The sequence below is a fragment of the Modestobacter muralis genome, assembly GCF_010682105.1.
Classification (GTDB): Bacteria; Actinomycetota; Actinomycetes; order Mycobacteriales; family Geodermatophilaceae; genus Modestobacter; species Modestobacter muralis.
In genome coordinates this window covers 49,146-71,745 of record NZ_JAAGWH010000002.1, presented here as the reverse complement: position 1 = coordinate 71,745, position 22,600 = coordinate 49,146, and the positions used below count along the sequence as shown (strand labels likewise).

The window sequence follows — 22,600 nt, the reverse complement described above, 5'->3', positions numbered from 1 at the left end:
GCACACCCACCTCAAGGTCCATGCCGGTGAGCCTCCCGTCCCGGCAGCCCCCGCGCCAGCCCCACAACGTTTGGTTGCACCCTCCAACCAGCGCGGCGACGCGCCGGGAGAGAAGCTGGTCCAGGCCGCCGAGACCGAGGCGGCCGACGACCGAACCCCGGAGAAGCACATGACCGACCGCGAACCGCAGGAGATGGCGAAGGCCGCCGCCGAGACGGGGGCGAAGAAGGTCCATCGCAGCTGGGACCGGGTGCTGGTCAGCTCGTTCCTGGCCGGCGCGTACATCGCCTTCGGTGGGCTGGTGGCCATGACCGTCTCCTCCGGCCTCGACCCGGCCACCTGGGGCACGCTGCCCACGCTGTTCCTCGGTGGCGCGTTCACCCTCGGCCTGGTGCTGGTGCTCATCGCCGGCTCCGACCTGGCCACGGGCAACATGATGTTCGTCCCGCTGGCGGCGATGAACCGCAAGATCGGCCTGGGCTCCGTCGCCCGCAACCTCGTCCTGGTGCTGATCGGCAACCTGATCGGGGCGCTGTTCGTCGCCTTCTTCCTCGCCGTGCAGACCGGCGTCATCGGCGGCGCGAACTCCCCGGGCACCGCCGGGCTGGTCTACGACCGGCTGGCCGGCATCGCCCAGGGCAAGGCGCTCAACGAGTCGCCGTGGCAGACGTTCCTGCGCGGCATGGGCTGCAACTGGCTGGTCTGCCTGGCCGTCTGGATGTCCGTGGCCACCACGAACGTCGCCGGGAAGGTCATCGTGATCTTCTTCCCGATCATGGCGTTCGTGGCCATGGGCTTCGACCACGTCGTGGCCAACATGTTCTTCCTGCCGGCGGCCATGTTCGCCGGGGTCCCCGACATCACCTGGGGCGAGACGCTGCTGAACTGGCTGCTCGCGGGTGCGGGGAACCTCGTCGGCGCGGTGGTCTTCGTGTCCACCACGTACTGGTACCTGTTCCTGAAGGACTCCCCCGACAGCGCTGCCGTGGAAGCGCCGGCCGCCGAGCGCGGCTGATCAGTCGGTCGGCGCCGGCCCGTCGGTCGGCGCCGACCGCTCCTCGATCCGGCGGGCGGCCAGCTCCTGGCGGGTGCGCCACGACTCCAGCGCCACGTACCCGAAGACGACGGTGTAGGCGAAGCTCAAGAACGCCGACCCGTACTCGCCGTCGACCAGGTGCAGGACGACCTGGACGGCGTTGTAGAGCGCCAGGCCGATGCCGAGCAGCTGCACACCCCAGTTGCCGAGCCAGGGCGGTCGCACAGGTCCGTTTGCCATGACCTCAGGCTAGGTGACCGCGCGGCTCGCACCGGCGGCCCGACCGGCGGTGGGCCGTCCTCTCGGCAGGCAGGCGCGCAGCGCCGGGCGACCGGTCCGCTGCGACGGCCGATCGGGACGAGATCGGCCGCTGGGTCCGAGGGGCTGGGTGAGCGCCGGGGAGCGCGGTCGGCGACGCTGGGGGCATGAGCACCACGCAGAGCGGCAGCGGCTACGTCGAACCCGGCAAGGAGTACCAGCGCGACGCGAACTACATCACCGACCGGATCACCGCCGACGGGTCCAGTGGGTGGCCGGTCGAGGCCGACCGGTACCGGCTGGTGATCGCCCGCGCGTGCCCGTGGGCCAACCGTGCGGCGATCGTCCGGCGTCTCCTCGGCCTGGAGCAGGCCATCTCGATGGGCATCTGCGGTCCGACCCACGACGCGCGCAGCTGGACCTTCGACCTCGACCCGGACGGGCGCGACCCGGTGCTGGGCTACGAGCGGCTGCAGGAGGCCTTCCTCGCCCGCGACCCCGAGTACCCGCGCGGCATCACCGTGCCCGCGATGGTCGACCTGCCCACCAAGGCCGTCGTCACCAACGACTTCATGCGCATGACGCTGGACTTCTCCACCGAGTGGACGCAGTTCCACCGCGACGGCGCCCCGGACCTCTACCCCGAGCACCTGCGGGACGAGATGGACGAGGTGATGAAGCGGGTCTACACCGAGGTCAACAACGGCGTGTACCGCTGCGGCTTCGCCGGCTCGCAGAAGGCCTACGACCGCGCCTACGACCGGCTCTGGACGGCGATGGACTGGCTGGAGGAGCGCCTGACGGACATGCGCTACCTGATGGGCGAGACGATCACCGAGGCCGACGTCCGGCTGTTCACCACGCTGGCCCGCTTCGACGCCGTCTACCACGGCCACTTCAAGGCCAACCGGCAGAAGCTCACCGAGATGCCGGCGCTGTGGGGCTACGCCCGCGACCTGTTCCAGACCCCGGGCTTCGGTGACACCACCGACTTCCCGCAGATCAAGGAGCACTACTACGTCGTCCACGCCGACATCAACCCCACGCAGATCATCCCGATGGGCCCGGACACGTCGAACTGGCTGACCCCGCACGGCCGCGAGGAGCTGGGCGGCAGCCCGTTCGGCGACGGCACCCCGCCCGGGCCGGTCGCGGCTGGCGAGGAGGTCCCGGCAGAGCACGGGCCGGGCGGCATCGGCCACCGGTGACCCGCACGCCCGGCACCCCACGACCGGGGTGCCGGGCGCATGCTGGGGGCATGAGCGCACTGTCGGTGGACGTGCGGCTGGCCCTCGACCTGCCCAGCGCCGGCCCCGAGCTGCTGCCGGGTGCGACCGCGCTGGCCGCCGTCCTCGGCTACGCCCGGGGACGACGCCCGCTGAGGTACCGCTCCCCCAACGAGGGCGAGGGCCGCTGGGTGCAGGTGCCCGCGTTCGGCTACGACCGCTTCGACGCCCGACCGGTCTGCACCGGCCCGCTCGGGGACGAGGACGTGCTGGTCGCCGAGGGGCTGCACGGCCGGCTGGACCCCGACGGCTGGACCGCCGTCCGCCGGGCGCTGGACGACGCGGGGCTGATCGCCGACGCGCTGGACGCACGTGCGGCCGGACGGGCCTTCTGGGAGCTGCCCGAGGAGGAGCTGTCGGTGCTGGGTGAGCCGGGCACCGTGGGCGCCGCACTGCGCGCCCTCGGCTGCCTGCCCCGGCCGCGGTACGCAGCCGCGGCGCTGCACCACCGCCGTCCGGCCCTGGTGCCGCTGCTCACGCGCGCGACCTGGCTGCAGAGCGTCCCGCACCTGCGCGAGGGCGACAGCAGCGTGGCCGCGGTGACCCACCGCGAGCTGCAGGCCAACGCCGCGGCGTTCGCCGAGCTGGAGCGGGTCGTCGCCGCACTGCTGCCGACGGCGCCGCTGACCCGGCTGCGACTGCACGACCTGCTGGTCTGGCTGTCCGGCACCCTGCGGCTGCCCACCGCGGTGGCCCTCGGCGAGGACACCGACGAGTGGCGCCGGCTCACCGGGTCCTGATCCCCAGGTAGGTGACCGGCCCGGCGTCGGGCACCGCGATCTCGGTGAACCCGAGCCGGTCGTAGAAGGCGCGGGCCGCGCGGTTCGTGGTGACCATCCCCAGGTGCAGCGCCGGGGCACCCGCGGCAGCCACCGCCGCACGGAAGGTGTCGACGAGCGCGCGGCCGTGCCCGGCGCGCTGGTGGCTGGGCAGCAGGTCGATGTGCAGGTGCGCCGGGTAGGGCGCGAGCTCGGGCAGCAGCATCCGCTCGGGCCGGTGCCCGAGGGCGAGCATCTCCTCCTCGGGTGTGCGCGGCGGGTCGGGTGGCACCGGGTACCGCTCGGCCAGCCGCGGGACCCACTCCTCGCGCCAGGTGCGCACGAACGCCGGGGTGTCGGCGGTGCCGATCACGTAACCGACCACCCGACCACCGTCGTCGAGCACGAAGGCCCGTACCGGCTCCAGGTCGACGTAGGGCCCGGCGAAGAGGTCGGGCATCAGGTCGTCGGTCGACCACCGGCCGCGCGCATCGCCACCGGCGTCGGCCGTGCGCACGCAGACGTCGTAGACCGCGGCCCGGTCGGCGGGCCGGTAGGGACGGATGGTCGCCATCTGCTCACTCCTCGGGCCGGGGTCGCCCATCCTGCCGATGAACGACGGACGGCGACGCCCCGCGGGTGCGGGACGCCGCCGTCCGGGCGGATCAGCTCAGGTCAGGACTCGGCGCCGTCCTGCTCCTCGCGGCCCTTGCCCTTGCCCTGGTCGAGCACGTCGGCGCCCGGGCCGCCGATCAGGACGTCGTCGCCGTTGGCCCCGGAGAGCCGGTCGGCCCCGAAGCCGCCGAGCAGCACGTCGTCGCCGTTGGCGCCCTCGATCCGGTCGTCCCCGGCGCCGCCGCAGAGCACGTCGTCGCCGTTCCCACCGGTGATCGTGTCGTTGCCACCCAGGCCCATGACCACGTCGCGGCCGTTGGTGCCGGTGAGCACGTCGTCGCCGGCGGTACCGCGGATGGTCGGGACGAGACCGTTGCAGCGCTCGTCCAGGTCGATCCCCAGCAGCAGCGGGTCGTGGTCGCTGGAGCGGTACGGGTTCGGCGCGTAGAGCGCCGGGTCACCGGTGTACTGGTAGGCGAAGGACTCCACCGAGTTGATGTTCCAGTGCACCAGGTCGGTGACCTTGGCGGTCAGCGACGCGGTGGCCAGTGCGTGGTCCAGCGACCCGGACATGTCGTCGAAGACGTAGCTGTACCGGCCCTCGTCGAACTGCGCACCCAGGTCGGTGTACCCGGCCCGGCGCAGCGCCTCGATCGGGTCCTCCTGCGTGTAGGCGTTGAAGTCACCCAGCAGGACGACGTCGGGGTCCCCGGTCCGGGCCCGCAACTGCTCGGTGAACGCGGCCAGCGACTCCGCCTGCCGCACCCGGTCGCCGTTCCACTGACCCTGTCCGTCGCCGGCGTCCGCGTTGTCCCCGGTGGCGGCACCGGTGCTCTTGGACTTGAGGTGGTTGGCGACCACGGTGAACGCGTCGCCGTCCTTGGTGAACGTCTGCGCGATCGGCTCACGGGCGTTCTCCCAGACCGTCTCGTCTACCAGGCCGACCGGGGCACCCACGGGTGCGACGACGTCGTGCTGGTAGATGATCCCGTTCCGGATGACGTCGCGGTCGACGCCGTAGAGCTCCTCCGGCAGCGGGACGTAGCTCCACTTGTCGTAGCCGGCGGCGGCGTTCAGCCGGCGCACCAGGTCGGCCAGCGCCTGGTCGGCGTCGCCGGGGTCGCGGCCGGTGGAGTCGGTGTCCTCGATCTCCATCAGGGTGACCACGTCGGCGCCCAGGGCCTCGATCGCCGGGACGATCTTGCCGGCCTGCTCCTCGAACTCGGCCGGGCTGGTGGCGCCGCGGCCCTCCCCGCCGATGGTGAGGAAGTAGTTCAGCACGTTGAACGCGCCGATCTGGACGTCGCCGCCGACGGTGCCCGGGGTGGCCGGACGGGTGTTCTGCGAGGCGAACGTGCCCGCCGCGGTGCCGTCGGCCGGCTGCAGCCGCCACTGGTCGAACCCGTAGCCGAGCACCAGCGGCGCGGTGAAGGCGAGCCGGTCACCGACGCGGACCGGCGTCGTCGGAGACAGGTAGGGCCGGGTGGTGGTGGTGACCCGGGCGCTCAGGCCGTCGTCCAGGACGATCCGACGGAGGGTGTTCGCGGCCGCGACGGCGGCTGCCTCGGGGGTGCCCGGCCGGGCGAGCTCGGTCGGCTGCACCAGCAGGCCGCCCTCGGACAGCGTCAGCTCCCCGAAGCTGGTCAGGTCGAAGACCTCGCTGACGGTCAGGGGGTCGGCCGGTGCCACGAGCATGCCCTCGAGCCGCTCGCGGGCGGCGGCGTCGGCGGGCAGGTCCAGCGGCGCCGCGGCGGGCAGTCCGGCGGCGGTGCCGTCGGCGCAGACCTCGACGTCGGTGCGCGAGCTGATCTGGGTCTGCCCGCTGAACTCCTGGGCCTGGCCGGTGACGGCGACGGTGTCACCCAGGTCGACCGCGACCGGGCTGAAGACGAAGACGCCGTCGGAGGTGGCGGCGTTCCCGTCGCCGTCGGCGTCCTGCAGGTAGAAGCCGGAGAGCCCGGGGACGTCGCCGACGACGACACCGCGCACGGTGACGGTCGCGCCGGCCAGCGGGGTGGCGTCGCCGGCGCCCTGGACGGCGCCGATCTCGTGCGTCGGGGCGGTGTCGCAGGCAGTGGTGGCCGGGGGCGGGGGCGGCGGGGTGACCGTCGCGTTGACCGTGCCCCGGGTGGCGGTGGCGGGGCCGGACCAGACCAGCGCGTCCGCCGTGGGGCTGTAGCTGCGCGACAGCGACTGGCCGACCGGACCGCTGCCGGTCTCGCTCACGCCGATGTCGGTGCTCGACGTGCCGGCGGCCGAGCCGCCGGAGGCGGTCATCGTGCCCTCGTACGAGAGGAACTCGATCACCTGGGTGCCGCGCACCAGGGCGATCGCGTCGGGTGAACCGTTCTGCAGGCCGTTGGCCGGGTAGTCGACGACGGCCACGGCGGGCGCGTCGGCCGGGGCGGCGACCACCGGGAGCGCGTCGGTGTCGTACACCGCGCCGTTGCCACCGTTGTAGAGGACGACGGCGAGGCCGGCCGAGCTGGTGCCGGCCGGGACCTGCACCTCGACGAACTCACCAGCGTCGTCCCCAACGTTGTCGTAGTGGATCTCGGAGATGAACGGCGTGGTGGGCGGCGCGGCGGCGGCCACGGCCGGAACGGCGAGGGCCGCCAGCACGGCGGTGGACGCCATCGCGGCGCCCAGGGCGGCGCGCCTCGCGGCGGTGCGGGCGGTACCGGTGGGGAGGGGCACGAACGGTCCTCTCGGAGGGCGGGTCGATCGGGAGCGACATCCGACCCTGAGTCACGGATGTGAACGACTCGCTGACGCTATGTGGCCTTCCTGTGACACGCCGAAGTGATTCATCACACAGTTCGCATCGCTAACCTGTGTGGCAGCGTCGCGCCCGCCACGCCCGCCACGCCCTCCCGACCTCGGAGCGACATGACCTCCCGCACCTACCGCCGCGGCGCCGTCGTCCTGGCACTCGCCTCGGTGACGCTGACCAGCGGCGCCCTCGCCGGCACCGCCTCGGCCGCGCCCAAGCCCAAGGCCGCCACGCCCGACTTCACCCTGACGATCCTGCACGCGAACGACCTCGAGTCCGCGCTGCTCCCCACGACCGGACCCAACGGCGTCCAGTACGGCGGGGTCGACCGGTTCGTCGAGCTGGTCCAGCAGGAGCAGCAGGCCGCCGGGACCGGCAAGCCGGGCCCCGGTCAGGCCGGCAAGCGCGGCGTGCTCACCATCTCGGCCGGGGACAACTTCCTGCCCGGCCCGCAGCTGGCCGCCAGCGGCTCGGACCCGGCCCAGCCGATCTACGACGCGACCGCGTTCGCCGCGGCCGGCTTCGACGTGTCGATCTTCGGCAACCACGACTTCGACCAGACGCCGGACTTCCTCGCCCGCTGGCTGGACGACGTCGGCTCGGACACCGCCTTCGTCTCCGGCAACCTCGGCTTCGCCGCCGAGCCCGCGCTGCTGGCCCAGGTGCAGGACGGCACGATCGTCCGCACGCACGTGGAGAAGATCAAGGGCGAGCAGATCGGCATCATCGGGCTCACCACCCCGGAGCTGCCGCGGCTGACCAGCTCGCGCGGGGTCACCGTCGACCCGGACCTGGCCGGCATCGCCAACGCCCAGGCCGCCGCCTACGCCGCGGCCGGGGTGGACAAGGTCGTGCTCGTCTCCCACCTGCAGGACATCGACAACGAGGTCGCCCTGGCGGGCCAGCTGCGCGGCGTCGACGTGATCGTCGGCGGCGGCGGTCACGAGCTGCTGGCGGACCCGGGCGACCCGCTGGTGCCCAACGGCGCCAGCGCGGCCGCCCCGTACCAGAAGCCCTACGGCTCCTACCCGCTCACGCCGCGGGACGCCGAGGGCAAGGTCGTGCCGGTCGTCACCACCAACGCGCTCTACACCTACGTCGGCCGCCTGGTCGTCACGTTCGACGACGCCGGCAACCTGCTCGCCGTCGACGACCAGGCCTCCCGGCCGCTGCCGGTGATCGCCTCGGGCCCGGATGCGCTGCCGGCCGACCCGACCGTCGCCCGCACCGTCGTGCAGCCGGTGCAGGCCCACGTCGGGTCGCTGCGCCAGCGGGTCGTCGCGACGTCGGAGGTGCCGCTCGACGGTCTCCGCAACGACGTCCGCAGCCGGGAGACCAACCTCGGTGACCTGGTGGCCGACTCGCTGCTCGCCGCCGGTCGGCGCGAGGCGGCGGCCGCCGGCATCACGGCTCCGGTGGTGGCCATCCAGAACGGTGGCGGCATCCGCAACGCCAGCGTGCTGCCGGCGGGGCCGATCACCGAGCTGGACACCTACACGGTGCTGCCCTTCGCCAACTTCGTGGCCGTCGCCCCGGCCATGCCGGTCTCGCAGTTCCTCGCCGGCGTCGAGCGTGGTCTGACGCCGGACGGCGGCTTCGCGCAGGTCGCGGGCTACCGGGTCACCTACCGCGCGGCGCAGCCGGTCGGCTCGCGGATCGTGGACCTGACGCTGGACGACGGCACGGTGCTGGTCGCCGGTGGCGTGCCCACCGGCGCGCTGAAGACCATCTCGGTGGCGACGAACGACTTCACGCTGCGCGGTGGGGACGGCTACCCCTTCGACGGTGTCGCCTTCACCGTCCTGCCGGTCACCTACCAGCAGGCGTTCGCGACCTACCTGACCGAGGACCTCGGCGGCGTCGTGCCCGCGAGCAGGTACCCGGAAGGCGGGGTCGGCCGCATCACCGCGGTCTGAGTCCGACGACTCCCGGCCCCGTCCCCGCCTCGCGGGGGCGGGGCCGGTGTCATACCGGGTTCCCGTCTACCCGTGCGGTTCGGCGGCCGGGACGCTGGGCACGAGCCCGGCATGACCGGAGCACCGCCGCAGAGACCCGCGACCGACCCCGTCGGGCTCGCCCGCTTCGTCGAGGCCCAGGACACCGGCGGCACCTACGACGCCGCCCTGGCCGAGCTGCGCGCCGGGCACAAGCGCAGTCACTGGATGTGGTTCGTGCTCCCCCAGCTGGCCGGCCTCGGCCGCAGCGAGATGGCCCAGCGCTATGCGGTCCACGACCTGGACGAGGCCCGGGCCTACCTCGCCCACCCGGTGCTCGGCCCGCGCCTGCTCGACTGCGCCCGCGCGCTGACCGCGCTGGACACCACCGACCCGGTGGCGGTCCTCGGCGGCATCGACGCCCAGAAGCTGCGCTCGTCCATGACCCTCTTCGCCCACGCCGCGCCGGACAAGCCGGTGTTCCGGGCCGTGCTCGACCAGTACTTCGGCGGCGCCGAGGACGACGCCACGACGTCCCGCCTCTGACCGGCGCACCACCCGCTCCCGGGCCGGACTCCCCGGCCGGGACCAGGGGCCGGACGGTGGCAGGATGGGCGGTCGCCGATCCCGGCTGGCCGGCCCCCCACGCGTAGGAGCTGCAGGACTTGTCGAGCACCTCCCCCGCCACCGAGCCCGAGCAGAACACGGAGCTGGCCGTCGAGCAGGCCGCCGTCGCCGACCTGTACCGGCGGCTGGACGCCAACCGCGAGCACGCCGTCTACCGGTTCAAGCAGGCGCTGGCGATGCCGGCGATCAACCCGCAGGCCCTCGGTGAGCGGGAGGCCGCGGCCAGCTTCCAGACCCAGCGGATCACCGCCCTCGACGCTGCCGAGCACGGCCTGGTGATCGGCCGGCTGGACCGCGAGGAGCAGCCGCAGCCGCTCTACATCGGCCGCGTCGGGCTGCCCGCCGACGACCCGGGCGGCGACCCGGCGCTCGTCGACTGGCGCGCCCCGGCGTCCCGGCCGTTCTACACCGCCACCCCGTTCCGCCCCGAGGGCGTCGTCCGCCGCCGGCACATCCGCACCCGCGGCCGCACCGTGTCCGCGGTCAACGACGAGGTGCTCAGCATCGACGCCGCCACCGCCGGCGACGGCCCGGCGCTGACCGGCGAGGCCGCGCTGATGGCCGCGCTGACCGCTGAGCGCACCGGCCGGATGACCGACATCGTGGCCACCATCCAGGCCGAGCAGGACGCGATCATCCGCAGCGACGCCCGCGGGGTGCTCGTCGTCCAGGGCGGCCCGGGCACCGGCAAGACCGCCGTCGCCCTGCACCGCGCGGCCTACCTGCTCTACACGCACCGCGAGCGCCTCGGCCGCAGCGGTCTGCTCGTCGTCGGCCCCACGCCGACCTTCCTGTCCTACATCGCCGACGTGCTGCCCTCCCTCGGCGAGACCGGGGTGCTGCTCGCCGGCCTCGGCCAGCTCCGCCCCGGGCTGGACGCCCGCGGCACGGAGTCCCCGGAGACCGCCGAGGTCAAGGGCAGGCTGGCGATGGTCGACGTGCTCACCGCCGCCGTCCGCGACCGGCAGACGCTGGGCCGCGGGGTGCGCGAGCTGGTGATCGACGGCGTCCGGATCTCGCTGCGCCCGGCCGACCTGACCCGGGCTCGCACCGCCGGGCGCCGCGCCTCCCGGCAGCACAACCTGGGCCGCCCGGCGTTCGCCCGTGCCGTGGCCGACCTCGTCACCGAGCGGTACGTGGGCCGGATCGGCGCCGACGTGCGCGGCGGGGAGACCCTGCTCGACCGCCGGGACGTCGACGCGCTGCGCTCGGAGGTGCTCGGCGACCCCGCCGTCCGCCGGCTGGTCGACGAGCTGTGGCCCACGCTCACCCCCGAGGAGCTGGTGGGCGACCTGCTCACCTCCGCCGACCGCATCCGCCGGGCCACGAAGAACTGGACCGACGAGGACCGCGCGCTGCTGCTCCGCACCGACGGCACCGCCTGGACCCCGGCCGACGTCCCGCTGCTGGAGGAGGCCGACGAGCTGCTCGGCTACGACGACAGTGCCGAGCGGGCTGCCGAGGCCCGCCGCCAGCGCCGCGAGCGGGCCGAGGCCCAGGACACCCTGGACATGCTGCACGGCTCCCGCTCCACCGACCTGGAGGACGACGAGGAGGGCGAGGAGCTCACCGCCGGCGACCTGCTCGACGCCGAGTCGCTGGCCGCCCGCAACGCGGAGGTCGACTACCGGACGACGGCCGAGCGGGCCGCCGCCGACCGCACCTGGACCTTCGGGCACGTGGTGGTCGACGAGGCGCAGGAGCTGTCGGCGATGACCTGGCGGCTGCTGGTGCGGCGCTGCCCGACCCGGTCGATGACCGTCGTCGGCGACCTGGCGCAGACCGGCAGCCTGGCCGGCGCGCAGGCGTGGGGCGAGGCGCTGCGGCCCTCGGTCGGCGACGCGCACTGGCGGCTGGCCGAGCTGACCGTCAACTACCGCACGCCCGCCGAGATCATGGCCGTGGCCGCCGCCGTGCTGGAGGCCGGTGGCGCGCAGACCGCCGCCCCGCGGTCGGTGCGCAGCACCGGGGTCCCGCCGACGCAGGAGAAGGTCGCCGAGGCCGAGCTGCCCGGCCGGGTGGCCGAGGTCGCCGCGGAGCTCGCCGGACTGGGCGGGACGGTCGCGGTGATCGTGCCGCCGAGCCGGCTGGCCGCCACGCTGGACGCCGTCCGGTCGGAGCTGCCCGCCGCGCAGGCCGGCGCCGACGCCGACTCCCGCCGGGCGCCGGTGGTGCTCGTGCCCGGTGAGGCGAAGGGCCTGGAGTTCGACTCGGTGGTGCTGGTCGACCCGTGCGCGGTGCTCGCCGAGGGTGTGCGCGGGTACAGCGACCTGTACGTCGCGCTCACCCGGTCGACCCAGCGGCTGGCCGTCGTCCACCCCGGCGAACTGCCCGAGGAGCTGTCGGGGCTCGTCCCGGTGTGACGGTGCCCCGCCCGGGCGGCCGCTGCCCGGGGCGGCCGCTGCCCGGGGCGGCCGTCGACTGTGCGCTCAGCGGGCCCGATCCGACCCGCTGGCCCCGCTGAGCGCACAGTGGGTGAGTTACGGGCCCCCGAGCGCGCGGGCACCGGGCGCGCAACGCGCCGACTGAGCGCCTCAGCGGCTCCATCCGGTCTGCTGACCCCGGCGGGCGCACAGTCGGCTGCCTTCCCCCGGGTGGGCATCAGGCGCGCGGGCCGCAGGCCAGCAGTGCCCGACCGTGCGCCCGGCGGGCTCGATCCGGGCTGCTGGCCCCGCTTGGCGCACAGTCGGTGGCCAGAGGGCGGGTCAGGCAGTCAGCAGGGCGGCGATGCGGGCGATGAGCGCCTCGGGGCGGTACAGGTCGGCGGCGGTCACGAAGACCACGCGCCAGCCGGCGGCGGTGAGCCGGTTCAGTCGCTGGCGGTCCTTGGCGAACTGACCGGGTTCAGCGTGCCAGAGGCCGTCGTACTCCACGGCCACCCGGTGTGCCGGCCAGCCGAAGTCGACGTCGGCGACGAACCGGCCACCGTGGACGACGCGGTGCTGCGCCACCGGGGTCGGCAGGCCACCCCACCCCATCAGCAGCCGCAGCCTGGTCTCCTGCGGCGACTGCGCGAGACCGTCGGCCAGCGCGCACGGCGTGCGGGCTCGGCGGCAGCCACGTCCCACCTGCACGGCGGCCAGCGCCCGGACCTCCGCCAGCCCGGCCACCCCGGACACGGTCATCCGGTCGACGGCGACCACCGCCTCCTCCAGCGGCAGCGACCCGGCGAGCGCCACGGTGGTCGCCACGGGATCGGTCACCCGGACGCCGCGGTGGGTGCACACCCGGCGGGGGTCGAGTGCCGCTCGCCGGACGCGCACACCGGCCGACCGCACCGGATGGGCGTCCGGCGGGAGGGTCAGCTCGACGTCGTCCTCGGGACCGGCGAGGTCGATGCCCCACAGCACGGCGGCGCTGCGTCCGGTCACCACCGCTCCCGGCCGGAGCACGCCCGCCGCGGCACGGACGCGCAGGGCGTGGGTGACCGGGACGTCGGCGGCGACGTGGACGTCCCGGTACAGCGCCCGGTACCGCGGCCCGCGCAGCACGTCGGGCGTGACCAGCCCGCGAGCCACCGCCACCGACCCGCGGAACACCCCCTGCAGCGGGGCATCGGCGCGGACGGGCAGCCGAGCAGCCTCCCCGATCCGCTGGCGCGCCCGCGCTCGTCGTCCACAGGTACGCCGACCGTGCCATCGGGCCCTGTCTCCGCTGCGGACCCCGCTCAGCGCACAGTCGGCGCCGGGCACCGAGCTCCGGTGCGCCGACTGTGCGCTCAGCGGGCGCGGGGCGGCCGGCGCGGCCCGTTCAGCGCACAGTCGGTGCCCTCCGGCGTCCGGCGTCCGCCGTCCGCCCGCCGCCGTCAGGGGTCGCGGGTGAGGGCGAGGAGGGCGATGTCGTCGGCGCGGTGGGTGCCGGCGAGGTCGGCCAGCAGGCGGTCGCACAGCTCGTCGGGGCCGTTCGCGGCCGCCCGGTCGGCCGCCGCCCGCAGGCGCTCCAGGCCGGCGTCGATGTCGCTGGTGCGGCTCTCCACCAGCCCGTCGGTGAACAGCACCAAGGTCGCTCCCGGCGGGAGGACGCCGCGCCACTCCACGGCCGGCGCGGGCGGGGCCCCGAGCATCCGGCTGGGCACCACCGGCAGGAACTCCGCCCGGCCGCCGGCGACGAGCAGCGGCGGCGGGTGCCCGGCGGAGGCCACCCGCAGCACCCCGGTGGGGAGGTCGAGGGTGGCGAACAACGCCGTGGCCATCCGCTGCAGTCCCAGCAGCGGCCAGCTGGCCTGCAGCCGGTCGATGACGGCGGCCGGCGCCGGCGCCTCGACCAGCAGCGCCCGGTAGACGCTGCGCAGCTGGCCCATCGTGGCCGCGGCGGTGATGTCGTGGCCGACGACGTCGCCGACCGCGATCGCCACGTGGTCACCGGGCAGCGGGGCGACGTCGTAGAAGTCGCCGCCGATCTCCACACCCGAGGTCGCCGCCAGGTACCGGACGGCGACGGTCATCCCCGGCACCGCCGGCGGGGGCGGTGGCAGCAGCGTCGCCTGCAGGGTGTGCGAGGTGCGCGCCTCGAGCTCGTAGCGCTGCGCCTTGGCCATCATCAGCGCGACCTGCAGCCCCAGCTGCTCGGCCAGCTCGACGTCGGCGGAGGTGAACGGACGCCGGCGCCGGTCGACCGCCAGCGTCATCACCCCCAGGGTGCGCCCCTCGGCGATCAGCGGCACGGCGATCAGGCTGACCAGCTCCAGGGCGCGGGCGGCGGCGACCTCCTCCGCACTCCGCGCCATCGCGGCCAACTGGGCCTCGTCGACGGTGGTGAACCACCGGGTGCGCCCCTCGGCCAGCGCCGTCCGGGCCGGTGCCGGCAGGTCCCGGTGCGGTGGCGCCCAGGCGCGCAGCGCGTCGACGAACTGCTGGCGCGCGGGGTCGCCGTGCCGGGCGACCACCCGCTCCATGCCGTGCTCACCGATCAGGTCCAGCACGCACAGGTCGGCCAGCCGCGGCACGACCATCTCCGCCAGCCGCTCGACGGTCTCGGTCACCCCCGCCGCCCGGGCCAGCATCCGCGCAGCGTCGAGCAGGAACCCCGAACGCTCCGCCTGCCGGGCGGTCTCCTCGTGCAACCGGGCCCGCTCCAGCGCCTGCCCGGCCTGCCGGCCCAGCGTGCACAGCAGGTCGACGTCCGCCGTCGGCAGGGACCGGTGGGCGGCAGGCTCGGCCAGGCTGATCAGGTCACCGTCGGCCTCGTCGCCGAGGGTGAGCAGCAGGGCGCCGAGGTGGGTGTCGTCGGCGGTGACGGGGACGACGACGAGGTCGGTGACGCCGGTCTCCGCCGCGGCGGCCGCCAGCGCCGGCCACGCCTCGCCGAGCCGCTCGGTCACCGGCACCGTGCGCACCCCCGCGCTGAGCACCAGGTCGACCCGGCCCGGCGCGGTCCCGTCCAACGCGTCCAGCAGGGCGGGCGACATGTTCTCGGAGGCAGTGAGCACCGCGACCGGCTCGGTGGTGTCCGGGCGGGCGGCGTCCACGGCCACCAGCCACAACGCGGCCCCGGTGGCCTGCACCGCCTGCCGGCTGCGGTGCACCACCACCTCCGCGGCGTCCTCGGTCGCCACCGCCGCAGCCAGGTCGGAGACGAACCGCTGCAGCGTGCGGGACCGCACCTCCGACGCCTCGGCCGCCCGCTGCGCCGCGAGGAGGTCCAGCTCGTAGCGGCGGCGCGCGCTCGCCTCGAACAGCGTGGCGCGGACGATCAGCGGCCGGTCGTGGGCGTCCCGCACCTCCACCGCGTTCACCAGGCACGGCAGCAACGAGCCGTCGGCCCGGACGATGTCGAGCGCGACCTCGCGCGCCGCGCCCTGCATGCGCAGCAGCGGCGTGAGGTGCGCGTCGTGGAAGACCTGGCCGCCGATGCTCAGCAGGTCGCGCAGCCGGGTGCGCAGCACCTGCTCGACCGGCATCCCCAGCCAGCTGCACAGGGTCTGGTTGACCTTCACGATCGTGCCGTCGGCGAGCATGGACAGGTACCCGCAGGGGGCGTTCTCGTAGAGGTCGGCGGGGTCGTCGTCCAGCAGTTGGTCCAGCGCCTCACGCACCCCGTCCACCAGCCGGCGTTCCCGGGCGACGGGAGGGGCTGCGGCCTCGCGGGCGCCGGGAGGAGCTGCGGCCTCGCGGGCGTCGGTCACAACCAGGCCCGGATGGCGGCGGAGGTCTCCTCAGGTGCGCTGAGGTGCGGGCAGTGCCCGGTGGCGGCCAGCTGGACGAACGTGGACCCGGCGACGTGCTCGTGGACGTAGCGGCCGGCGGTGACCGGGGCGATGACGTCCTCGGAGCACTGCAGGACGAGGGTCGGCACGTCGAGACCGGCCAGGTCGGCCCGGTTGTCGGACAGGAACGAGATCCGGGCGAAGCGCCGGGCCACGTCGGGGTCGGTGCGGCAGAAGGACGCCGTCAGCTCGGCAGCCAGCTCGGGGCGGTCGGGGTTCGCGATGATCTGCGGGGCCATCAGGGTCGACCAGGCCAGGTGGTTGGCGTCCAGGCTCTCCAGCAGCTCGCGGAGCTGGGCGCGGGTGAAGCCACCGACGTACTCGCCGTCGTCGACGTAGCGGGCGCTCGGGCCGACCATCACCATCGCGCCGATGCGCTCGGGCGCCATCGCGTGGGCGAGCACGCCGATCATGGCGCTGACGGAGTGGCCGACGAAGACGGCGTCGGTCAGGTCCAGCTCGGTGAGGACCTCGACGACGTCGGCGGCGTAGCCGCGCAGCGACCCGTGCCGCACCGGGTCGTGGGCGGACAGGTCGGAGTTGCCGAAGCCCACGTGGTCGAAGGTGACCACCTGGTGGTCGACCTCGAAGTCCGGCGCCACGTACCGCCACATGGCCTGGTCGCAGCCGTAGCCGTGCGCGAACACCATCGGCCGCGCCCCGGGCGCACCACTGACACGGACGTCGTTCCGCGCGCGGACGCTCACCTCGGTCACCGTACTCACCCGCCCTCCCCCGGCCCAGCCCCGCCGCGCCACCGGCGCCTGATCCGGCTCAGCCGGCCCGGACCCCGCTGAGCACCACACCGCTGGCCGGGCGGGCCGGGATGCGGGACAGCGAGATGCGGAGGTCCTGCGGCGGCAGCCGGTACTCCAGCCGGGCCAGCCGGACCGCGAGGGCCGACAGCAGCGACACCGTGACGTCCTCGCCCGGGCAGCGGTGTCCGGTGCGCGGGTCGCCGGCCCCCTGCGGCACGAGCTCCCAGGCGCCGATCTCCCGCACCTCGTCGCCGGCGAGGAACCGCTCGGGCCGGAAGGTCCAGGGCTCGGGGAACAGCTCGGGGTCGTGGTCGGTGCCCCACAGGTCCAGCAGCACCATCGACCCGGCCGGCACGCGCTCGCCGTCCCACTCGACCTCGCGCGGGGAGCGGCCGCCGATGAAGGGCGCGAACGGGTAGAAGCGGCGCACCTCGTGGGCGAAGGCCTCGGCGAACGCCGCGTCCCCGCTGCGCAGCCGCTCGCGGTGGGCGGGCCAGCGGTGCAGGGCGTGGGCGGCGAAGGCCACGAACCAGGAGACCGCGACGGTGGGCCGGACGACGTTGAGCACCTCGACCGCGGCCACCCGCGGCTCCAGCAGCTCGCCGTCGGAGTCCCGGTGCGCGGCGACCGTGGCCAGCACCGAGCCCGCCGGCACGGCCCGGGCGCCGGAGCGCACCTCCTCGACGATTCCGGCCAGCCAGGCCTCCCGCCGCTGCCGTACGCGGCGGGCCCGCCAGTGCCGGGGCGCGCCGGTGGCGAAGCCGTCGACGAGGGTCGTGAGGTCGCGGGCCAGCGCCGGCAGCTCGTCCTCGGTCAGCGGGACGGCGGCCCAGTCGCACACCCCGCGGGCGAGGACCCGGGCCACCTCGTCCATGAGCACGACCTGCTCCTGCTGCGCCCAGCGGTACGCGGCGTCGTCCCAGGCAGTGGTGACCCGGTCGACCAGCGCGGCGACCCCCTCGCCCATCAGCAGGTGCACGAACATCGCCTTGCGCACCCGGTGGGCCTCGCCGTCGAGGGTGTGCACGGCACCGTGGCCGAACAGCGTGCTGACCACCGGCTCGGGCAGCGCACCGCTGCGGCGCACGTGGTCCTCGTCGTAGACGAACCGCGCCCCGGCCGGGCCCTCGACGGCCAGCGCCTGCCGCAGCGCCACCCGGGTCCGCACGGTGTCGCGCCCGGCCGCGCGGCGCCGGTCGGGCAGCCAGGCGTACCCCTGGGCGAGCATCGCGATCGACTGGTCCAGCCGGGGCCTGCGGGTCATGGCGCTCCCCTGCCCAGCCCGCCCGCGCCGTAATCAGCCCTCCTGGTGACCCAGCTCCTCCAGCAGCCGGTGCACCTCCTGGCCGGCCCAGCTGCGCCCCGACCCCCCGGCCAGCGCGGTGGCGACCTCGCCGAGCGCGGCGGACAGGGTCCGCTCCCCGGCGTCGAGCAGCCCGCGGTAGGCCGGGTCGAGCAGGTAGCCGGTCGGCCGGCTGGACAGGCACCCGAGCAGGTCCAGCAGCACCTCCAGCCGGCGGGCCGCCTCCGGGCCCGGGACGTCGGCGCCGCCCATCGCCACCGTGTCGACGTCGCGCTCCCACAGCCGGGCGCGCACCGCGTCCTCCTGCAGCGCCAGCACGGTGCCGTTGCGCCGGCCGGTCGCCGTCCCCGGGGCGGCGAGCACGCTGCGCACCTGGTGGGCGATCCGGATGAGGTCGTCGTCGAGCATCGAGGTGCCCACGAAGAGCACGTGCCGGGTCAGCAGCAGGGTCTGCAGCACCCCGGCCAGCGCCGTCCGGTGGTCGCCGAACTCCAGGTACTGCTCGCGGGTGAGGACGACGCTGTCGGGGTGGGCGGCGTCGCCGTGCAGCTTCAGCAGCCACGGCTCGCCCGGTGCGGCCTCCTCGAACGGCAGCACCCGCAGCGGCCGGCCCACGTCGGCGGCGGCCAGCTCGACCAGCGGGTCGTAGTTGGTGGTCACGTACTCACGCACTGGCAGCCCGGCGACCAGGGCGTGCGCCAGCGCGTAGGGGCCGGGGCCGAAGCGCTGCTGCACGTAGGCGGTGAGCTCGTCCCGGCCGAGCTCGCGGGCCAGCAGCGCGGCGGCGTCCTGCGGCGGCAGCCCGGTCAACCCGGCGGTGAGCTCTGCGCCGAGGCCGGCCCGTTCGGCCAGCTCGTCGAGCAGCGCCTCCCAGGTCGGGCGGCCGGCGGCCGCGCTCACCCCGGCGCCCAGGAAGACGGCGAGCTCGCCGCCCCGGGCGCGGGCACCGAGGTCCTCGGCCACCGCGCGCAGCGACGCCGGCAGCGCCCAGCCACCGCCCTCGCCGCGGCGCACCCGCTGCGCCGCGGCCAGGTCGCTGGGCCGGCGCAGCACCAGGGCGACGTCGTAGCCGTGCTCGGTCGCGGCCTCTCGCAGCACCGGCAGCAGCTGCTGGAGCAGCGCCCCGCGCCGGCCCGCCGCACCGCCCCAGCCGGTGCCCAGCGCGGGCAGGCCGACCAGCCGGCGGGCGCGGCCGTGCGCGGGGCGCTCGACCGGACGCCGGGCGACCGCGGCCAGCGCCTCCCGCGCGCCCTCCAGCAGCCAGCTCAGCCCGCGCCCGTCGTCGTCCTCGTGCTCCACGGTGTCGACCAGCCAGGCGCGCCGGTCGCCGCAACCGGGCACCTCGCGCACCCGGGCACCGGCGTCCCAGGAGCCGGCGACGGTGGCGCCCTCGTCGTCGGCGCAGTCCAGGGCGTCGGCCGGCAGCAGCGGGACCCAGCTGGCGCCCACCCGCATCGCCCGGTCGGTGGGCACCAGCACGTCGTCGCAGGACAGCCGGGTCAGGTCCGCGCCGACCACGAAGACATGGCCGCCGACGACGGGGACGTGGCCGCTCACGGGTGCCCGGGCCGCACGGCGTCCAGCGGCTCACCCAGCGCCGCGCGGGCCGCCGCGTAGGCCGGTCGCCGGAACCGGGCCATCGGGCCGTCGGCGACCAGGCCGGGCGGGGCGTGCAGCACGGCGTCGAGGTGCAGCAGCGCCTCCGACGGCTCGGCCTCCGGCCCCAGGACCACCCGGGCGAAACGCTGCTCCGGCGCACGGCCCACGATCGCGGCGAGGGCGAACACCCCGGCGGACACCGGGGTCACCGACAGCAGCACCGGCCCTGCCGGGCTCCGGAAGCCCATGATCGACCCGTAGGTGATGGCCGGGTCCCGGCGCAGCACCGGCACCCGGCGGGTCCACCGGTGCCGGCCGGCCGAGGACAGCAACAGGTCCACCGGGGTCTCCCCCGGGGCGCGCAGCGCGAAGCCGAGCAGGTCGGGCAGGCGGGGCGGCAGCCCGGCTCCGCGGGACAGCCGGACCAGGACGTCGTCGGTGCCGGCTCCGTCCAGCCAGTCGGCGCCGCTGGGTCGCGGCAGCCCGGTGCGGACCAGCCGGGCGGTGAGCACCACGCCGCGCGCGTGCATCGGCCTGCCGCCGCGGGCCCGGGCCAGCAGCGCCAGCGGGACGGCGGCCACCCGGCCGGCGGCGTCGAGGAGGTCGGCCATGCCCCTGCCGTTCACCAGCGGGAGCCCGGCTCAACCCCTCGGCCGGGGTGTCGCGACCCTCAGTGGCGGGTGGTGCCGCAGTCGGTGCAGCGCTTGCGCGCGGTGTCGTTCGGGTGCCTGCAGTTCTCGCAGGTCCAGGTGGTCCGCTCGATGGTGTCGCTCATGGTCGTGCCTCCCAGCCCGCCGGCGGTGTGCCGGCGTAAACGTGGAGACGGGCCAGGGACACGTGACGGCCCGCCGCGGCCTCGAGGCTAGGCAGCCCGCGTGACGGGAGCGTGACGTGCGGGGAACGACTGGACGGCGGCGCGTGGCCGCCGCCGGGTCAGCGGAGGGCGGCTGCGCCGCACCCGCCGCCACCGGCACTGCACGCGCAGCCACCGCAGCCGGCCGCGGGGGCGGGGGCGGCGGCCTCGCGCGCCGTGCGCACCGCGGAGACGAGGTAGGCGACCCCGGCCAGGGCGATGACGGCCACCGCCACGACGCGGCCGGCGGTCAGCAGCCCGTCGACGCCGGACACGACCGCGACGACCACGGCAGCGACAACCAGGGCCGCAGCACCGGCTGCGGCGACGGACCGGCGGACGGCGGACAGCGCGGCGAGGGCGGGCAGCGCGAGCACCGCGGCGACGACGAAGACCCAGCCGGTGGCGGTGGCCGAGAGCAGGGCGAACGCGACGGCCACCGCGCCCAGCCAGGCGGCGCCGGCGCCGGCGACGGCGGTGGTGCGGTCGGCGGCGCCGGTGCGGGCCGCCCGGAGCACGGTGACCCCGTGGGCGACGGCGGCGACGCCGAGCAGGCCCAGCAGCAGGCGCGGACCGCCACCGGACCAGGTGGCCGCCAGGGCGGCGAGGGCGAGGAGCGCGACCCCAAGCGCGGCCGGGCGCAGCCAGGCGGGGCGGGCCCGGGCGGAGGTCGACGGGGAGGTCCCGGCCAGCCGGCCGGCGGTCACGGCGTTCGTCACGCTGCCAGTCTCCCCCATCCGGCGCCGACGGTGGCGAGCACGCCGGTCGATCGTCGTCCGGCGGACGGCGCGTCGCCGTGCGAGGCTGTCCGGCGCCACCGCGGGTGCTCGCCGAGCACCCGCGTGCGTGGCGGGACGATCGTCGAGCACGCGGCGGCGGGAGGAGACGGTCATGGACACCCCGGGGAACACGGCGGCACGCGCCGGCGACAGCCAGGCCCTCGAGCGGCTGGCCCGTGTCGGCCTGATCGCCTACGGCATCGTGCACCTGCTCATCGCCTGGCTGTCCCTGCAGCTGGCCTGGGGCGGGGGCGGCGGCTCCGCCGACCAGTCCGGGGCCATGTCCACCCTGGCCGAGAAGCCGCTGGGCAAGGCGCTGCTGTGGGTGCTCGTCGTCGGGCTGGCCGCGCTGGCCGTCTGGCAGCTGGCCGAGGTGCTGCGCCACCGGGCCGGGCTGCAGGCCTCCGGCGACGCCCGGAAGAAGGCGGCCGGGAAGGTCGTCAAGGCGGTCGCGAAGACGGTCGTCTACCTCTTCCTCGCGGTCACCGCGCTGCGGTTCGCCACCGGCGGCGGCCAGTCCAGCTCCGGCCAGCAGCAGTCGACGGTCGCCGGGGTGTTCGGCTGGCCGGGTGGCCGGTTCCTCGTCGGCATCGCTGCCCTCGTGGTCATCGGCGTCGGCGTCTACCACGTGCGCAAGGGCCTCACCGGGCACTTCATGAAGGAGATCGACACCGCGCAGGCCAGCACCGGGCAGCGCCGCGCGATCGAGCGGCTGGGCCAGGTCGGCTACCCGGCCAAGGGCGTGGCGCTGGCCCTGGTGGGCGGCCTGCTCGGCTGGGCGGCGGTCACCTTCGACCCGGAGAAGGCCAGTGGGCTCGACGGCGCCATGCGCACCCTGCTCGACGCCCCCTTCGGCAAGGTCCTGCTCACCCTGGTGGCCCTCGGCATCGCCGCCTTCGGCGCCTTCTGCTTCGCCCGGGCCCGCTTCCCCCAGCGCACCTGACCGTCGTGAACGCCGTCCTCCGGCGGGTGCACGACGCGGTCACCCGCACCCGCGGGGTGACCGACCACCCGGTGCTCACCCACCTGGCCCGGGTCGGGCTGACCGCCTACGGCGTCCTGCACCTGCTGATCGGCTGGCTGGCGTTCCGGATCGCCTGGTCCGCGCAGCCCGGCACCGAGGACGCCGACCAGACCGGCGCACTGCAGACCGTCGCCGGCTCCCCCGGTGGCCGGGTGCTGCTGTGGGTCATCGGGCTGGGCATGCTCGCGCTGTCGGTGTGGCAGGCCGGTGAGGTGCTGCGCTGGTGGACCGGGCTGCTGCGGCCCGGGCACCGGCGGCACGTGGCGGTCGTCTGCGCCAAGTGCGGGGCCAAGGCGGTGGTCTACGCGGTCCTCGGGGTCACCGCGCTGTTCTTCGCCGTCGGGGCGGAGTACGACGCCGCCGCACGCTTCCGGGAGCTGACCGACGACGCGCTGCACATCCCCGGGGGAGCCGCCCTCGTCGTCGCGGTGGGCGTCGGCGTCGTGGCGGTCGGGCTGTACACCCTGGTCCGCGGGTTCACCGGCGGGTTCATGAAGGACATCGACCTCGATGCCGCACCCGACCGGGTCGAGCCGTTCATCCAGCACGTCGGCGCGGTCGGCTACGTGGCCAAGGGGATCGCCTTCGCCGTCTCCGGTGGGCTGCTGGTCTACGCCGCAGCGACCTCCGACGTGTCGACGGCGACCGGGCTGGACGGCGCGATGAACGCCATCGGCGCCGTGCCGACCGGGCAGTGGCTGCTCACGGCGGTGGCGCTGGGCTTCGCCGGCTTCGGGGTGTACGCGCTGGCCCGGGCCCGCTACCCCGACCGGGACCCCTCCACCTGACCAG

18 protein-coding genes are annotated in these 22,600 nt (G+C 75.4%); 8 read left to right on the top strand and 10 right to left on the bottom strand.

Annotation, left to right across the window (positions count from 1 at the left end; all coding sequences use genetic code 11):
* Window positions 1-70 precede the first annotated feature (70 nt).
* Window positions 71-1,015 (top strand): formate/nitrite transporter family protein, encoded by a 945-nt coding sequence (locus GCU67_RS00550; protein ID WP_246214338.1) that lies wholly within the window; start codon window positions 71-73, stop codon window positions 1,013-1,015.
* Here the strand turns inward: GCU67_RS00550 and GCU67_RS00545 are convergent, their stop codons facing one another.
* Window positions 1,016-1,276, bottom strand: a complete 261-nt coding sequence (locus tag GCU67_RS00545) for a hypothetical protein (protein WP_211660517.1) — start codon at window positions 1,274-1,276, stop codon at window positions 1,016-1,018.
* A gap of 185 nt (window positions 1,277-1,461) precedes the next feature.
* On the opposite strand from GCU67_RS00545, the gene GCU67_RS00540 reads away from it, so the two are divergent.
* Together GCU67_RS00540 and GCU67_RS00535 are read left to right on the top strand one after the other, a co-directional pair.
* Window positions 1,462-2,502: a glutathione S-transferase family protein gene (locus GCU67_RS00540; RefSeq protein WP_163608986.1), complete on the top strand. Its 1,041-nt coding sequence runs from the start codon at window positions 1,462-1,464 to the stop codon at window positions 2,500-2,502.
* A 50-nt stretch (window positions 2,503-2,552) separates the two neighbouring features.
* Complete coding sequence (locus GCU67_RS00535; protein ID WP_170310984.1) at window positions 2,553-3,320, top strand: hypothetical protein; 768 nt, start codon at window positions 2,553-2,555, stop codon at window positions 3,318-3,320.
* Here the strand turns inward: GCU67_RS00535 and GCU67_RS00530 are convergent.
* On the bottom strand, window positions 3,307-3,912 hold the full coding sequence (locus GCU67_RS00530; protein ID WP_163608985.1) for a GNAT family N-acetyltransferase: 606 nt from the start codon (window positions 3,910-3,912) through the stop codon (window positions 3,307-3,309). The genes GCU67_RS00535 and GCU67_RS00530 overlap by 14 nt on opposite strands.
* 101 nt (window positions 3,913-4,013) lie before the next feature.
* Window positions 4,014-6,650 (bottom strand): ExeM/NucH family extracellular endonuclease, encoded by a 2,637-nt coding sequence (locus GCU67_RS00525; RefSeq protein WP_338104687.1) that lies wholly within the window; start codon window positions 6,648-6,650, stop codon window positions 4,014-4,016.
* 192 nt (window positions 6,651-6,842) lie between these two features.
* Between GCU67_RS00525 and GCU67_RS00520 the strand changes: the two genes are divergently transcribed.
* From GCU67_RS00520 to GCU67_RS00510, 3 genes are all read left to right on the top strand, one after another.
* A complete protein-coding gene (locus GCU67_RS00520) occupies window positions 6,843-8,642 on the top strand; it encodes a bifunctional metallophosphatase/5'-nucleotidase (RefSeq protein ID WP_163608983.1) in 1,800 nt (599 codons plus the stop codon).
* 111 nt (window positions 8,643-8,753) lie between these two features.
* The gene (locus tag GCU67_RS00515) at window positions 8,754-9,206 is read left to right on the top strand and encodes a DUF1810 domain-containing protein (RefSeq protein WP_163608982.1); all 453 of its coding nucleotides are present in this window, start codon (window positions 8,754-8,756) and stop codon (window positions 9,204-9,206) included.
* 119 nt (window positions 9,207-9,325) lie between these two features.
* A complete protein-coding gene (locus tag GCU67_RS00510) occupies window positions 9,326-11,650 on the top strand; it encodes a HelD family protein (RefSeq protein ID WP_163608981.1) in 2,325 nt (774 codons plus the stop codon).
* 342 nt (window positions 11,651-11,992) lie between these two features.
* Here GCU67_RS00510 and GCU67_RS00505 read toward each other — a convergent pair whose 3' ends face one another.
* The 7 genes from GCU67_RS00505 to GCU67_RS00475 all read right to left on the bottom strand — a co-directional run bounded on the left by GCU67_RS00505 (window position 11,993) and on the right by GCU67_RS00475 (window position 20,724).
* On the bottom strand, window positions 11,993-12,811 hold the full coding sequence (locus GCU67_RS00505; RefSeq protein WP_338104686.1) for an endonuclease domain-containing protein: 819 nt from the start codon (window positions 12,809-12,811) through the stop codon (window positions 11,993-11,995).
* Window positions 12,812-13,092: 281 nt separating this feature from the next.
* The gene (locus tag GCU67_RS00500) at window positions 13,093-15,411 is read right to left on the bottom strand and encodes a SpoIIE family protein phosphatase (RefSeq protein ID WP_338104685.1); all 2,319 of its coding nucleotides are present in this window, start codon (window positions 15,409-15,411) and stop codon (window positions 13,093-13,095) included.
* Entirely contained in the window at window positions 15,408-16,199 is a 792-nt protein-coding gene (locus GCU67_RS00495; RefSeq protein WP_338104684.1) for an alpha/beta fold hydrolase, read from the bottom strand. The genes GCU67_RS00500 and GCU67_RS00495 overlap by 4 nt, the downstream gene beginning before the upstream one ends.
* A 67-nt stretch (window positions 16,200-16,266) precedes the next feature.
* Window positions 16,267-17,514: a cytochrome P450 gene (locus tag GCU67_RS00490; protein ID WP_163608973.1), complete on the bottom strand. Its 1,248-nt coding sequence runs from the start codon at window positions 17,512-17,514 to the stop codon at window positions 16,267-16,269.
* A gap of 33 nt (window positions 17,515-17,547) precedes the next feature.
* Window positions 17,548-19,110 (bottom strand): SIR2 family protein, encoded by a 1,563-nt coding sequence (locus GCU67_RS00485; protein ID WP_163608970.1) that lies wholly within the window; start codon window positions 19,108-19,110, stop codon window positions 17,548-17,550.
* A complete protein-coding gene (locus tag GCU67_RS00480) occupies window positions 19,107-19,763 on the bottom strand; it encodes a phosphodiesterase (protein ID WP_163608969.1) in 657 nt (218 codons plus the stop codon). Before GCU67_RS00480 ends, GCU67_RS00485 begins: the two co-directional genes overlap by 4 nt.
* A 322-nt stretch (window positions 19,764-20,085) precedes the next feature.
* Window positions 20,086-20,724, bottom strand: coding sequence for a hypothetical protein (locus GCU67_RS00475; RefSeq protein ID WP_163608968.1), 639 nt, complete (start codon window positions 20,722-20,724; stop codon window positions 20,086-20,088).
* A gap of 172 nt (window positions 20,725-20,896) precedes the next feature.
* On the opposite strand from GCU67_RS00475, the gene GCU67_RS00470 reads away from it, so the two are divergent.
* Together GCU67_RS00470 and GCU67_RS00465 are read left to right on the top strand one after the other, a co-directional pair.
* A complete protein-coding gene (locus tag GCU67_RS00470) occupies window positions 20,897-21,727 on the top strand; it encodes a DUF1206 domain-containing protein (RefSeq protein WP_163608966.1) in 831 nt (276 codons plus the stop codon).
* 5 nt (window positions 21,728-21,732) lie between these two features.
* Window positions 21,733-22,596, top strand: coding sequence for a DUF1206 domain-containing protein (locus GCU67_RS00465; RefSeq protein ID WP_163608964.1), 864 nt, complete (start codon window positions 21,733-21,735; stop codon window positions 22,594-22,596).
* Window positions 22,597-22,600 lie beyond the last annotated feature (4 nt).

Excerpts from the sequence above, each read along its gene's own strand:
- GCU67_RS00480 (WP_163608969.1), bottom strand. The coding sequence starts at position 19,763 with ATGGCCGACCTCCTCGACGCCGCCGGCCGGGTGGCCGCCGTCCCGCTG.
- GCU67_RS00545 (WP_211660517.1), bottom strand. The coding sequence starts at position 1,276 with ATGGCAAACGGACCTGTGCGACCGCCCTGGCTCGGCAACTGGGGTGTG.
- GCU67_RS00530 (WP_163608985.1), bottom strand. The coding sequence starts at position 3,912 with ATGGCGACCATCCGTCCCTACCGGCCCGCCGACCGGGCCGCGGTCTAC.
- GCU67_RS00470 (WP_163608966.1), top strand. The coding sequence starts at position 20,897 with ATGGACACCCCGGGGAACACGGCGGCACGCGCCGGCGACAGCCAGGCC.
- GCU67_RS00540 (WP_163608986.1), top strand. The coding sequence starts at position 1,462 with ATGAGCACCACGCAGAGCGGCAGCGGCTACGTCGAACCCGGCAAGGAG.
- GCU67_RS00535 (WP_170310984.1), top strand. The coding sequence starts at position 2,553 with ATGAGCGCACTGTCGGTGGACGTGCGGCTGGCCCTCGACCTGCCCAGC.
- GCU67_RS00490 (WP_163608973.1), bottom strand. The coding sequence starts at position 17,514 with ATGACCCGCAGGCCCCGGCTGGACCAGTCGATCGCGATGCTCGCCCAG.
- GCU67_RS00515 (WP_163608982.1), top strand. The coding sequence starts at position 8,754 with ATGACCGGAGCACCGCCGCAGAGACCCGCGACCGACCCCGTCGGGCTC.
- GCU67_RS00520 (WP_163608983.1), top strand. The coding sequence starts at position 6,843 with ATGACCTCCCGCACCTACCGCCGCGGCGCCGTCGTCCTGGCACTCGCC.